This is a genomic window from Halalkalibacter suaedae (genome assembly GCF_017939705.1).
Taxonomy (GTDB): Bacteria; Bacillota; Bacilli; order Bacillales; family Bacillaceae_D; genus Halalkalibacter; species Halalkalibacter suaedae.
The window spans coordinates 113,532-128,305 of record NZ_JAGKSQ010000004.1 but is presented as its reverse complement, the minus strand read 5'-3'; the positions used below and the strand labels follow the sequence as shown (position 1 = coordinate 128,305).

General features: G+C 38.2%; 10 protein-coding genes. 2 read left to right on the top strand and 8 right to left on the bottom strand.

Going from position 1 to position 14,774, the window contains the following annotated elements; translation table 11 throughout:
• Window positions 1–37 precede the first annotated feature (37 nt).
• Complete coding sequence (thrS, locus tag J7W16_RS10860) at window positions 38–1,249, top strand: threonine--tRNA ligase (RefSeq protein ID WP_210597333.1); 1,212 nt, start codon at window positions 38–40, stop codon at window positions 1,247–1,249.
• A gap of 173 nt (window positions 1,250–1,422) precedes the next feature.
• Window positions 1,423–2,676 carry a glycosyltransferase gene (locus J7W16_RS10855; protein WP_210597332.1) on the top strand — a complete coding sequence of 418 codons (1,254 nt, stop codon included), beginning with the start codon at window positions 1,423–1,425 and terminating at the stop codon, window positions 2,674–2,676.
• A 457-nt stretch (window positions 2,677–3,133) separates the two neighbouring features.
• Here J7W16_RS10855 and J7W16_RS10850 read toward each other — a convergent pair whose 3' ends face one another.
• The 8 genes from J7W16_RS10850 to J7W16_RS10815 form a co-directional block, all read right to left on the bottom strand.
• Entirely contained in the window at window positions 3,134–3,859 is a 726-nt protein-coding gene (locus tag J7W16_RS10850; protein ID WP_210597331.1) for a SurA N-terminal domain-containing protein, read from the bottom strand.
• Window positions 3,860–4,085: 226 nt separating this feature from the next.
• Window positions 4,086–4,253, bottom strand: a complete 168-nt coding sequence (locus tag J7W16_RS10845; RefSeq protein WP_210597330.1) for a hypothetical protein — start codon at window positions 4,251–4,253, stop codon at window positions 4,086–4,088.
• Window positions 4,254–4,325: 72 nt separating this feature from the next.
• Complete coding sequence (locus J7W16_RS10840) at window positions 4,326–5,480, bottom strand: serine hydrolase domain-containing protein (protein ID WP_210597329.1); 1,155 nt, start codon at window positions 5,478–5,480, stop codon at window positions 4,326–4,328.
• 262 nt (window positions 5,481–5,742) lie between these two features.
• On the bottom strand, window positions 5,743–7,200 hold the full coding sequence (locus J7W16_RS10835) for a family 43 glycosylhydrolase (protein WP_210597328.1): 1,458 nt from the start codon (window positions 7,198–7,200) through the stop codon (window positions 5,743–5,745).
• Between the two features lie 170 nt (window positions 7,201–7,370).
• On the bottom strand, window positions 7,371–8,387 hold the full coding sequence (locus J7W16_RS10830; RefSeq protein WP_210597327.1) for a glycosyltransferase family 2 protein: 1,017 nt from the start codon (window positions 8,385–8,387) through the stop codon (window positions 7,371–7,373).
• A gap of 54 nt (window positions 8,388–8,441) precedes the next feature.
• Entirely contained in the window at window positions 8,442–9,089 is a 648-nt protein-coding gene (locus tag J7W16_RS10825) for a hypothetical protein (RefSeq protein ID WP_210597326.1), read from the bottom strand.
• Between the two features lie 30 nt (window positions 9,090–9,119).
• Entirely contained in the window at window positions 9,120–11,543 is a 2,424-nt protein-coding gene (locus J7W16_RS10820) for a beta-glucosidase (protein ID WP_210597325.1), read from the bottom strand.
• 108 nt (window positions 11,544–11,651) lie between these two features.
• The gene (locus J7W16_RS10815) at window positions 11,652–14,522 is read right to left on the bottom strand and encodes a glycoside hydrolase family 3 N-terminal domain-containing protein (protein WP_210597324.1); all 2,871 of its coding nucleotides are present in this window, start codon (window positions 14,520–14,522) and stop codon (window positions 11,652–11,654) included.
• Window positions 14,523–14,774 lie beyond the last annotated feature (252 nt).

The window sequence follows — 14,774 nt, the reverse complement described above, 5'->3', positions numbered from 1 at the left end:
TTTATATTTAATTCAAACAAAATTGAGGAGGATTACAATGTCTAAACAAGTGGAAGCTGAAAGAAGAAATCATAGAAGGTTGGGTCAAGAATTAGAACTTTTCACTTCAATGGAAGAGGCTCCAGGCATGCCTTTTTTCTTACCGAATGGAATGATCATTCGAAATGAACTGGAAAATCTGTGGAGAAAAAAGCATCAAACTGCAGGCTACCAGGAAATCAAAACACCTGTCATGCTGAAACAGGAGCTCTGGGAGCAATCAGGTCATTGGAATCACTATCATGAAAATATGTATTTTTCCAACGTTGATAATCAAAATTATGCCATCAAGCCAATGAACTGCCCTGGTGCAATACTAATTTTCAATAGCAAACGACGAAGCTATCGAGAGCTCCCTATTCGTTATGCAGAGCTTGGCTTAGTCCACAGACATGAACTATCAGGCTCTTTAAATGGGCTATTAAGGGTTCGCTCGTTTACTCAGGACGACGCACATTTGTTTGTTCGGGTTGATCAGATCGAATCAGAACTCGAGCGAATACTTGTATTAATTGATGAGTTTTATTCCTACTTTGGGTTTGAGTATAGGGTAGAACTTTCGACAAGACCCGAAGAGTATATGGGTTCTGTGGAAATTTGGGATATGGCCGAATTAGCCTTGGAGTCTGTTTTGAACATGAAGAAAGTGAATTATCAAATTAATGCTGGTGATGGGGCTTTTTATGGTCCAAAGATCGATTTTCATATATTAGATTCTCTCGGAAGAAACTGGCAATGCGGAACTGTCCAATTAGATTTCCAAATGCCAGAAAAATTTAATTGTGCATATGTTGATGAAGATAATAAATTACAGCAGCCCGTTATGATTCATCGAGCGATTTTGGGTTCTGTTGAACGATTTATGGCGATTTTAATTGAACATTTCGCTGGAGACTTCCCTCTCTGGCTCGCACCAGTCCAAGCAAAGATCATTCCTATTTCTGACGCACATGCAGCTTTTGCCAATGAGGTGAGATCACATTTTGAGTCAGCAGGAATACGTGTCGAAGTTGACTACAGAACAGAGAAAATGGGATTGAAGATTAGAGAAGCTGAAAAACAGAAGATTCCTTATATGCTTGTGATTGGTGATAAAGAAATGGAAAATCAATCCTTAGCATTACGACAACGAAAACAAGGAAACCTAGGTAGTATGAGCATACAAGATACAATTAAAAGGTTTGTTAAGGAGATTCATCATCTTAGTTGAGATTATCAAGATTAAAAGCCTGAAAAGAATCCGATTCTTTTTGGGCAACTTTTTTTACAGAGCTCATCTCAGCATTCGTCCATCGGCCCCTAATTGACTTGATATACTAAGCAAAAGCTGTTCCAATAGAATAAAAGGGACTGTATGGTAAAGGATTAAACTGGAGGTAGATGATGAATATAACTATTTTGACAGTTGGCACTAGAGGCGATGTACAACCTTTTGTTGCTCTTGGAAAGGAGCTTGTTGACCGGGGTTATCATGTTACAATCTGCACCGGAAAAAACTTTAAACGTTTTGTTGAAGACAACGGACTAATCTTTTCGCCTGTCACTATTGATTACCTCGAATTAACGCAGTCTGAGGAAGGGAAAAAAATGATGGGTGGCAATCCGATTGAAATCGTTAAAAACATGAAAACGATGATCATACCTATGATGGAACGAATGTTAGATGATTTATGGGCTTCTTCTAGAGATGCAGATTTGATCATTTATCATCCGAAGGCTTTCGGGGGTTATGATATTGCCGAAAAGCTTGGTGTTCCTGTATTCGTTGCTCACCCAATCCCGGCGATTGCGCCTACTCGTTTGTTCTCAAATCCCGCCCTACCAGTTTCATTTAACTTCGGATGGGTGAATGAAATTAGTTTTAAAGCCAATCGATTGTTTATGGCAAGTTTCTTTAAACTTATTAATAACTGGAGACGAGAAACATTAGGTTTGAATAAGAAACGAAACCTATTTACCAATGATTTAACCCTACATAATAAACCGATTCCTGTTCTCTATGGGTGCAGTCCTGAAATAATTCCCTTTGACCCAAATTGGAATGGTAGTGTTTCGATGTCAGGCTTCTGGTTTTTAGAGGATAAAATAGATTGGGAACCACCTACCGATTTGTTACATTTCCTTGAAATAGGTCCACCACCAATAGCAATAAGTTTTAGCAGTATGCCTTTAAAAAATCCTTACAAAATAAAAGCAATGCTTGAAGAAGCTTTAGAGATCATAGGTCAACGAGGCTTATTTATCACTGGTTGGAGTGGAATGGATACGAAAAAGACTAAAGCTCATATCCATTCCGTTCAGTCTATACCACACTCGTGGTTGTTTAAAAGAACGTCAGGAGTCGTTCATCATGGTGGTGCCGGTACCACTGCTGCAGTGTTAAAGGCTGGAAAGCCAATGATTATCTGCCCGTTTTCGGGGGATCAGCCTTTCTGGGCAAAACGAATGCATGACCTACATTTATCGACTGCACCACTAAGAGAAAAGGATATGACCGTTGAAGCATTTGTAACTAGAATACAAGAACTAGTAAATAACCAGGAACTGACTTCTAATGCGATAGCACTGTCAGAACGAATTGCACAAGAGGAAGGCATCAAGGATACAGTTGATTTTATTGAAGAGTGCATTCGTTAGCTTTTAATTGAACATTTCGTTTCTGTTCTCCTACCTAAGGAAATCATTTGAACAGTTATGCAAACATACTAGTAGGATGTTCAAATAGTTTATGAAGCGAGTATGATTATCTTTCGAACAGCTATGTAATTTATGCGATAATACATTGTTATTACAGCATATTAGAAAATTATCAGAACAATTATAGAGAATCACATTTGAGGTGAATAAAATGGTTTTTATGGTTTTGGTCATTATACTAGTTGTTTGTTTATGGCAATTTTCGAAATTACAGAGCCAGAATGCTAAAATAATTGAACTAAATTAACTTATTATTAGTCTTTTGGATGATAGTAGTAATGTTTTTAGAGGGTCATGACCTAATGAATTAATAGCCTGAATATTCGATACTACTTAGTAATAACTACAGAAAAAGGAGCGGTGCCTTATAGCAGACACCACTCCCTTACACAAAACATTAAATTAGAGTCTCAATCTCACTCTCTTCTTTTAGAATTTCAATCATAGAAGCAAAATTCGTTTGTCTTCTCTGGTTCATTAATACTTCTTCGATTTGGTCTCTTACCTCCTCTAAGGCAGGAACCTGTTCACCTTGCTGACTGACTAATTGATCGTAATATGCTTGAACTTCATTTTCATCTATTTCTACTTCCGGTACCTCTTGTTCGATATATTTATTTACCCGAATTTCATAGGCAAGTTGATCTTCAAGTGCTTGCTCTGTTAAATCTAGCTGGGCAAGCTGTTCTTCAAATTGTTCTTCATTCTCAAACTGAGATTTAATCTGCTCTAAACGCTCCTCAATTTCTGAACTAGGTGCTTCAATACCTAACGTCTCAACTTCCTGCATAAGTAATTCTTGTTCAATTAATCTACTTAATGTCTGCTCCTGTACCATTGCCTCATCTGTTGCATCCTGTCCATTCTGTTGAAACATCAGTAATGTTTGGCTATACATATCATTGTACTTACTTCCTGTAATTTCTTCGCCATTAACTGTAGCAACCACTGCATCTGACTCCACAATTTCTGCCTCTGTCGTCTCAGATGAAACAGACTCTTCTGTAGTCTCTTCTGTAACCTCTTCTGTGATTTCTTCAACAGCTTCCTCTTCATTATTACACGCTGCTAGAAGAAAAGTAGAACAAACAACACCTGCAATAAATAAATTTTTCTTACTCATTACTATCCCCTCTTTCTATATATGTGTGTCACTACTGCCTTTCCACGAGTTACATATGTTTAAACATAGAATCAAAAACAAGATTTTCTCTAAACTTTCTTAGTGCTTATCTTGTAGCCTGTATCTCATGAGAGTCAACAGATACACATGTTAGGATAGTTAAATAATTTAAATAAATCATCACAAAAAGCAACCCTCTGAGAAGGTTGCCATTGGTATATAAAAATCATTTGTCTCTTTTCTCCTCTTTAACAGATATGATCTGAGCACCAACTCCATATTCAACTCGTATCGTTTTTCTGGCGTCAACCTGTGTTCTAGCATTAACTGACTTTCGATGCATCTCTCCATCCACTTCTAGTTCAACAAGAAAACATTTCGACCCGCATCTCATTTTAATCAACTCCCTTCTTAAAGCTTTTCGCCTAGCTCCTTAAAGAGAATCACGTCAACTCAGTGATAATCCCTATAATCCTCCATAGATCACAGAACGTAATCTCGGCTGATGAAACGCTTCTAAATTAGGTAGCATTTGCTGCATATACACAGCCGATAAATTCTCTTTTGGATCAATTAGCACCCATGTACCAGCCATTCCCGACCAACCAAATTCACCGATTGAACCGTTAATTCCACCTTCAGCTGGATCAATCATTGTCCTTACGCCTAGACCATAGCCGTAGCCTTTTAGATAATCCCAGTTAAAATAATGCATTTGCTCAGGAGAAAGATGATTTGTAGCCATTAACTGTATCGTCTTTGAACCGATTATACGATTACCATTATACTCTCCCCCACTTGCTAGCATATGGGCAAACCGACTATAGTCTCCTAATGTTGATAACAAGCCAGCTCCTCCTGATTCAAAGCTTGGCAGAAATACATCATCCATATTAGTATCTTTAATTAATCTTCCATCATCGTCACGTGTATACATGGAGGCAATTCGATGTTTCTTTGCCTCTGATAGATTAAAAGAAGTATCTTCCATACCAAGTGGCTTAAAAATTTCTTCTTCCAAAAACGTTCCAAATGATTTACCTGATAGAACCTCAATCAAAGCACCTAGAACATCATGGCTAAAACCATAATGCCACCTAGTCCCTGGATCGAATGCTAATGGAATTGTTGCAAGCAATTGTGATAACTTACGTGTCGTTAATTTTTCACTCTGGTCTTTGTTCATTTCTTCAGACAGTTTGGCTATGTGTCGTTCTGTTGCATTTCCATCACCAGGATACGTTAAACCAGACGTCATCATAAATAGATCTTTAATTTTGATTGAGCCTGATGCAGGAGTGACGTCCACTTCCCCTAGATCTTTCCCACGATATACGGTTGGATTTTTGAATTCCGGTAAATACTCCTCCACTGGATCATTCAGTAAAAATAATCCACGTTCATACAGCATTAGTGCAGCTACACAAGTCACTACTTTGGTCATTGAGTAGATTCGAAAAATTGTATCCTTTTCCATTTTCGTTTGTAACTCTTTATCTGCATAGCCTACATATTCCTCGAATACTGTTTTTCCTTTATGCATCACTGCTAATGAATTTCCTACAGGGCCTTTTTCTACAAATCTCTTTAATAACGGTTGAAGATGCTGGAAGGATTGCACATCGATTCGCCTCTTTCAGAATGTTTTCTTTCAACTCCAGATTTTCTAATAAATGGTCTTTTACTAATTCGACTCAAATTAATTTATTCCTTGTCGAACATGCAGTATTTTCCCTTTTACAGACTAAAAGAAAGTAACAACCATTCTAAATGAAAAGCGTCCTACAGATTAAAAATTACTCACCTGTAGGACGTTTCATAAATTATTTTAGGTTATTTTTTTATTAATAATCGTCAAGTTCCAGCCCTTGCTTTTTCTTATTTCACTCCAAAACAAATGATCTAAAATCAACCTTACCTGAGCCTTTATAAGTGAAATACAATGCTTGTTTGCCATTCTCCATTGCCACTTCCGTTTGAAAATAAGCATAGCTCTGCGTTTTATGAATAGTGATTCTAGCAAAAGGTTCTGAGCTGAGTTTAGTAGAAACTAGCATTTCACCCTCACCTGTTGCCCTGACTTGAACGGCAATTTTCTTTAGATCTTCAATCATAAAACACTTAAATCCGGCAACTGCCCCGTCCATCATATTTGCTATATATTGCGTTGGATTATTCTCTCTATCCCTACCTGTTTGTGTAAAATAAGGGTGATTTCTAAATGTGATATTTCCAAAGTAGGTACCATATCTCCCAGCCCCTTCCTTCGACATAAGATTGCAAGCAATCCGTGCTTCATATTCGCCGTGTCCAACTAGTGGACCATTCTTTAACCCGCTGCTTGTCATTTCAACCTGTGGAATTGTCCCATCCTCTTTTATCACAATTGGTTCCGCTAGGGCTTGTCTTGAGTAATGATGTCTATTCGTTTGCCTATGGTAGAACACATACCATTGCTCTTTGATACAAATAATACTGCCATGATTATTCCCAATATAATTGTAGGCCTGCTCATCTTCTGAATAGCCATTGATATATAAATCTCCGTTACTAACAATTGTTCCACCGTACTTAAATCCGCCAGTAGGACTCTTGCTCGTCGCATAACATAATTCATGTCCATTGATCGACGAATAAATAAAGTAATATGTATCATTTATTTTTCTCATCGAACTCGCTTCAAAAAATTCGTGTCCTTCAAACCCAGTCCCCTCCGCCTCTCCTTCTCTATGAAAAATTAACTTTGGCTCACCCTTGACTGTTTTCATATCAGACTCTAGCTCAATGACGTAGCCACCTTTGAAGGTTTTCCTTTTAAAATCTGTAAGGATGCTAGGAACATCTTGTTTCGGAGCAAAGCCTGAGTACAAATAAACCTTCCCATCATCATCAACAAAAATCCCTGGATCAAACAAATACAGATCGCCTTTTTGATTCCAAAGCCGTTCACCTGTAGGAAGACTTATATACCCGTAAAAATCATAGCTTCCACTGGGCGTATCACAGACGGCAACGGCCATAATACTGCGAAAGCCAAGGGTATAGTATAAATAGTATTTTCCATCCGGTCCTTTTGCCACATCTGGAGCGAACATCTGAAAAAGCCCTAGCCTATTTTTAGGATCCTGAACCTTTCTATAAATGACCCCCTCGTATTTCCAATCTGCTAAATCATCAACTGGTGCAGACCAACAAACGTAATCATTCATACAGAATAGTTTCCCATTGAAACGATCATGAGAACCGTAGACATAGACTCGATCGCCAAAAACATATGGTTCGCCATCTGGAATATACTCGTAGCTTGGTAAAAATGGATTAACCGCTTGGTTGTTTTTCATCAATATAATTCCCTTCCTGTTAGACCGTATCTCTGCCATTTAATTCTACAACAATTCTAGAAAACAACCATAAACCAACCGTTCAATCACTAAACAAATCGTTGACTAATCAAAAAAGCCGTTTTTGATGATCCATCATCAAAACGGCTTTTCTGATTAGTCTTGTTCAATTAATTAAATCCGACGAACTTTTGGGAGATTTTGTATGCACCAACAGAAACCTTTCGTCCTGCACTGCCTGGAAGATTAATTAAATTACCCATAATACCGTATTTTAAACTACGATACAGTCTAGCATCGGTTTCTTTAATGTACTTCCAGAGCTCAGCTTTCTTTTGAAGATTTTCAGCTGTTCCAGAACGAATTAATAGAATCGAAGACACAACAGTGACAATTTCTAGATGGCGTAACATATAATGTTGTAGATTTTCATTTTTAATTGAGTCAAGATCAACCTGCTCGATCATAAGCTTATTCACCTTAATCTGCTGATCGATTCGCTTAATCATTGTCTTTTCCTGAACAGATTGATCTTCTCTCCCAATAAAATACCGATATAAATCAACATTCACGTAGAAAATCTTCTTCACATGCTCTAATGGATTATAGACATATAGGTTATCAACATAGAATGTATGCTTCGGAAGCTCTAAACCACAATCAATCAATAATTGTGTCCGATAAATAACCGAGTGCATAAGAATATACTGTCCTTTACGAAATTGCTTAATATCATCCCAAGTAAAAACAACATTTTGTGGAAGGACGTTATCATATTTCATAATTTTTTTGTATTTTGCACCCTCTTTTTCATACACAAAATTGCTGATTACCATATCGACTAATTGCTCGTGCGTGCTTAATTCACGTAATGTTTTCAATACCTTTATATAGGCCCTTATATCCACCCAGTCATCGCTATCAACAACTTTAAAATACAGTCCTTCTGCATTTCGAATTCCTGCATTAACCGCTTCCCCGTGTCCACCATTTTCTTGATGAATGGCTTTAATAATCGTAGGGTACTTTGCTGCATACTCATCAGCAATTGCTGCTGTATGATCAACGGAGCCGTCATTTACTATCAGTATTTCGACGTCGTCCCCTCCAGGTAATAGGGATTCTATACAATATCTCATATAATCTTGTGAATTATAACAAGGTATAACTACTGATAATAATTTCATTCTCACACTACCTTTTCTAATGCTACTTATTTAGGTTCTTGTTTAAAAATCAATTTATTCTCTTGACTCATCTAGCTTATTTTCTGGCTCTTGTTTAAAAATCACTTTGAAGATCGGGAAGAATACCCAGAAAGCAATCGCACTATTAATAGTCATTGTAATAACATCTGCTGCGGTTTCACCAAATGAACCGAGTCCCCATGTAATCATAAATAAATCATAGATCGGAGCTTTGTAGAAGCCTTGAGCTGCTGCAGCACCTATTGTAATTATAACATACGCAATGACATACCAAAAAGCAGCCTTCCAGATATTACTGTTCGATTTAAATGTAACACTTCTTTGCACAAAGAAGTTAATAATCTGTGCAATCGCAATCGTTATTTGCACAGCAAGGAAGTAAGCTAGGCCACCCCCACCTCCAGCGGACAAGGGACCTGCAGCATAATCGAATACATAGTAAGGACTACCATCGAAGTTTTGTCCGAACTGCATGACTCGGAAACTCGTATCTACTAAGGAGGTTTGGGCAAATATACTTTTAAATACCGGCATTAAGATAAGCTGTAATGCAGTGATTCCATTGCTTAACACAAAAAACACTAGAAACTGTGCAATATTTGGATGCTTCTCTTTATAATTATTCCAAAACTTAATGGGACCTGAAACTACCTTTTTATCACTTGCTTTTTCTACATTCATTTTACCTCTCCTTCGTCACTTAGGCTATTGTTAATTCGTGCCTTTCGCAACCTTTTGCATCTTACTACGTTCACTTAGTACATGACGTAGTCCTTTAAAAAACTTTCCATTAACAATCATGAGGATCCCATCAAGCATTGGCATATTAATTATGCCACCAGTCATACGAGCAACCCCTCTAAATGGCATATGGTAAACTGACATCATAATTAGGTTCGCGAGCTCTCTTTTTCCGATTTTGCGTAGGAACCAATGAGCAAATCTGATCGAACGAAAAGCAAATCGAGCAAAGCCTCCCTTAGCGTACTGGCACTGTGCAATCGTATCGTTATAACCGAGCGGCTTCGTTCGATCCCAAGTTGAGATAGGTAATTTGCGTCCAAGTAGAGCCTCGAATTCTGCTTCACTCACGTTATTTGCTTGACCTGAATAATATGAAGGTAGCATCTCTTTGTCATATGGAAGTGCTGCATTTGTCCCTTCGATGAAAATTGAGTCCTCTAATCGAAGATCTACACTTGATGCACCAATGATAATCGAATAAGTAGCTTCTTCAATTTCCCATTGATTTGTTTTGACATTGAAATAACGGAATGTCTTATCATCAAATGGAATCGTGATCGATTTTGTTTCTCCAGGTTGTAAAAATACTTTTGTAAATCCTTTTAATTCCTTTTTCGGTCTAAAAATAGCGTCAGACTGACAAGCAACATACATCTGTGCAATTTCCATCCCAGCAACTTTTCCGCTATTTGATAGATTAAATGTTACCCCGTCTTTATTTACTTGAATATCAGAGTATTCAAAACTAGTGTAGCTCAGTCCAAATCCAAATGGGAAACGAACATTCACGTTAGCAGAATCATAGTAACGGTATCCTATATACATGCTTTCACGATATTCAACACTTACTTCTTTACCAGGAAAATGATGGTAAGCTGGTGTATCTTCATAACGGATTGGATATGTTTCTGCTAATTTTCCAGAAGGATTTACTTCTCCTGTTAAAACTCTCAGAATAGCCTTCGCTCCCGCTTGACCACTTAAATAACCGTGTAATAATCCTTTTACTTCTCCAATCCATGGCATTTCAATTGCAGCTCCACTAGCAAGAATCGCTACAATATTTTGATTGACCTTATTCAAGGCATGTAGTAACTCAATTTGGTTTGCTGGCAAATTCATATTTTGGCGGTCAAGTCCCTCAGCTTCTGTCGCTTCGTCTAAACCGATATACAAAAGCACAACATCTGCTTCCTTCGCTAGTGCACATGCATTCTCTATTTTTTTCTTATTTTGCTTTCCGTAACGTTCAAATCCTGGTTCGTATCCAATATTCACAATTCCTGATGCTTCAATGCAATCCAACGTATTATCTAAAATAGTAGGATTAACAATTGATGAGCCAGCACCTTGGTATCTTGGATTTTTCGCGAAATCACCAATTGTAGCAACCTTAATCCCTTTATTTAACGGTAGTACGTTTCCTTCATTTTTCAGGAGAACGATCGATTCTTCCGCGACCTCCTGTGCAACTTGATGGTGCTCAGTCACGTCGAACTCTGTCGGTTGAGGCCGACGGTATACTGCTTCTGTTGTAAAGATTAAGTCAAGTAAACGATCAACACATTCATCTAACACATCTTCTTCAATTTTGCCTGATTGGATCGCTTCAATAATTTCTCTATTTGTTTCTCCAGCAGTTGTTGGCATTTCCAACTCATTTCCAGCCACTAGACCTGCCACTCGATCATTACTGCCACCCCAGTCCGTAACTACTACCCCATTGAAATTCCACTCATCACGAAGAATCTCTCTCATTAAATGAATGTTTTCATTCGTATAAGCACCGTTTAGCATATTGTAAGATGACATCACTGTCTTCGTTTTTCCTTCATTAATAGCAATCTCAAATGCCGTTAAATAGATTTCTCTTAACGTTCTTTCATCAACAATTGTATCAATTGACATTCGTCTTTCTTCTTGATTATTTGCAGCAAAGTGCTTCACACAAGCTGAGATCCCATGAGATTGAATGCCTTTTATATAACCGGCGGCGAGTTTGCCGGCGTGGAGTGGATCTTCACTAAAATATTCGAAATTTCGTCCACACAACGGATCTCTTTTCATATTAATACCAGGACCAAGTAATACATTTACCCTTTGAGCAACTGCTTCTTCACCAAGATAGCGCCCGATTTTCTCACCCAAATCAGTATTCCAGCTATTTGCTACCGTTGCAGCAGTTGGGAAACAAGTCGCCGGAATGCTTTCATTTAGACCCAAATGGTCAGCAGCTTCGGCTTGCTTTCTAATTCCGTGTGGTCCATCTGCTAGAAAAATACTATTAATACCTAGTCGATCTATTTCTTGCGTTGTCCAGAAATCTTTCCCAGACATTAAGGATGCTTTTTCTTCTAATGTCATATTCGCTATGATGTCTTTATGTTTCATGTTCAGTGCCTCATTTGCAATTTCAGCGGCACTCCTCAAAGGAGTACCGCTGAAAATTATTTTTGTTATTAAATTCTTAACCAATACAATCTCCGATGCTTAACTCCATTAAGCGATGTTGTCTTCGTCTCTCTTTCTACTATTACGGAAAGTAAAGAAGAACCCTAGGATGATACCTAAACCAACAATAACATCAATAATAATTGTGTTGATTACCCATTGTGGTTTGTCAGTACTCATTCCATCATCAACTGCATTCGTATTTGCTACAGTGTATAATACATTTTTCGCCGCAGCTCTCATCGCCCATAATGTATCATTACTTTCTGTATTTACTTGCGGTACACCAAATGGTGCAACACCAGTAAGAAGGATATCATTACCAGCACGTACTGCAAGCTCTGCATTCATGTACGGATATGCATCAAGGATATAGAAATCTGTATTAACAACACCTCTAAAGCCCCACTCGTTACGTAACACTTCTGTAAGCAAGCTCTCATCTGCGCCTGCCCATACATCACCAATACTGTTGAATGATGACATTACTCCTAATGCGCCGCCTTCTTTTACTGCATATTCAAATGGTCGTAAGTAAATTTCACGAATTGCTTGTTCGTCACCCCATGTTAAAACACCAAGTGTACGGTTATCTTCCTGATCATTTAGAGCAAAGTGTTTCATTTGAACGTATCCACCTTCTGCTTGGTAGGCTGCAATTGTTGCAGCTGCAAACTTACCTGAAAGGTATGGATCCTCTGAATAGTACTCAAAGTTTCTTCCTGCAAATGCTGTACGGTGGATGTTCATTGCTGGACCATACCAACCAGTTACACCATAAGCCTGTGCTTCCTTACCAATTGCTTCACCCATTGCAACAGCAAGATCAATATTCCACGTTGATGCAAGCATCACTTCTGCAGGGAATGGGATTCCTGATAATGGCGAACCTGAAATAAAGTTACTAATCCCGGCTGGACCGTCATAGTCTATTGTCGCTGGCTTCTGAACAGATTGAATTTCAGCCGTTTTGTATCCACCATGTGTAAAGACATTCACTAGGTCATCTACTGTCAATTGATCAAGTAGTGGCTCCCAGCTTTCATCATCATAAGCAACATCTTTATAATCTTCCAAAACTAATCCATTATCTGCTCCAGTTGTAGGGGCATTTTCATGTGTATCAGCTGGTACATCATAACGCTTGCTATTCACCATGTCGACAAACGCCGTATTAACTAATGTACCTACTACCTCTCTAGTCGTACCATCTTCATTTGTAACAGTAAAGATTTCATTTTGATCAATCGTATCTAAATTAGCAAAGCCGTCAGCTCTTGAAAGATATGTTTCAATGCTTCCTTCACCCGTTACTTCTTCATCAAACTGGTTCACAGCGGTTTGGTCATCAGTCGTACGACCAGCTTCGTTATAAACTACTTCTGAAAGAGTTTGTGATGCTACGTCTGCAATTTTCTCATGTGAGTTGCTCATTAACATGACATTGTATTCGCCTGCTTCAAGTACGTAAGCGCCATTTTCACTGAAAATCTTGTTATGATCGTATGCTGCCATATCTTCTACAGGGAATGATAGTGAAATCACCTCTGATTGTCCTGGCTCAAGTTGAGCTGTCTTTCCGAAAGCCGCTAAGTTAACAGATGATCTTTCGATTTGACCAGTATAAGGCGGAGTGTAATAAAGCTGTACAACCTCTTTACCAGCTACCGATCCTGTATTCGTAACTTGAACATCTACTGAAACTTCTGTATCAGTCCATGTAACACTATCTGTTACTACTTCTTGATCAAACGTTGTGTAGCTCAGTCCGTAACCAAATGGATATAATACTTTTTCATCATAGTTAATGCTGCCTTCTGCGGCCGCTGTTTCATAATAGCGATATCCAACATAGACACCTTCTGTTAAGTCAACATATTTTAATGGGACTCCTTTTGCGTCTGTTGCAGTTGAGAATGTTCCATCAGCATTCTCAAGAACATAATCAAAATCACCAAAGTTAGCAGCTGCAGGTGCATCTTGTAGGTCATTAGCATAGATATCTACTGTTTTACCTGAAGGGTTTAAATCACCAGCAAGTACTTGACCTAAAGAACCAAATCCACTTTGTCCTGGTCCTGCAATATTCACAACACTCTTGATTTGGTCATAATCTTTAAGCCAATCAAGCTCGAATGTATTCGCACTATTTAAAACTAAAACGATGTTATCAAAGTTTTCTGTTACAGCTTCTAGCATTCCTAGTTCTCTATTCGTCAGTTCTAGGTAATGTTTATCCGGATCTTGGTCATCTTCAAAACCAAACTTTTGACCAGTTGGTCCCTGTGGACTACCGTCTGGATCATACGTATCTTCTCCAAATAAGCTCTGAGGAAGATCAGCGCCTTCTCCACCCGAACGAGCAATAAAGAGAACTGCTGTATCAGAGAATTCTTTTGCCTGAGAGATTAACTCATCAGTGTAGAATGTTTCTGGCTCAGGCTCTGGTATCGTGAAATCTTGCCCTTCAATTCCAATTACTGGACGTACCAGATCAGTTGCAGCATAAGCATTATATAATTCTTCATTAATTTCAATTCCTGCTGCCTCTAACCCTGCTTTAGGAGTAATGGCAGTTGATGCATCTGTACCACCGGAACCAGCTCCACCATAAATCGGTGCAGTGAAGCTCCATCCGAATACGTTGACTTTTGTTCCTTCAGCAAATGGTAAAGCGTTTTCTTCATTTTGCAAAAGGATAATTCCTTCATCTGCAATCTTTTGTGCAACCTCTGTTGAATGATCACGTGCTGCAATCGCTTCATTACTTGTTGTGTCAATTTCTGTAAAATACGATGTAATGACATCTGAATAATAGCCTAATGCAACGTTCGCACCAATCGCAATAACTAACAAAATACTTAAAATCGAGCTCCATACAATGCGAAACTTTTTCTTGCTCATTTTTCTCTTAGCCATGCTCTTACCCCCTGTTATATTGTTACCTCACTAAAAATGTTGTTGCATTTAACAAGTGTGGAAATTCCCCTCCTCATTAAGTGAAACGCTACCATTTAAATCTAAATCAATTTGAAAGCGTTTCATGACTACACATTAAATTTACTGCACTTTTAACAATTAGACTATAAACCAAAAGTTAGGGGGTAGTAACTTTTAGTTTAACAAGATGAAAAAAGTTGATTTAATAGGCTTTACGACTATCAAATCAAC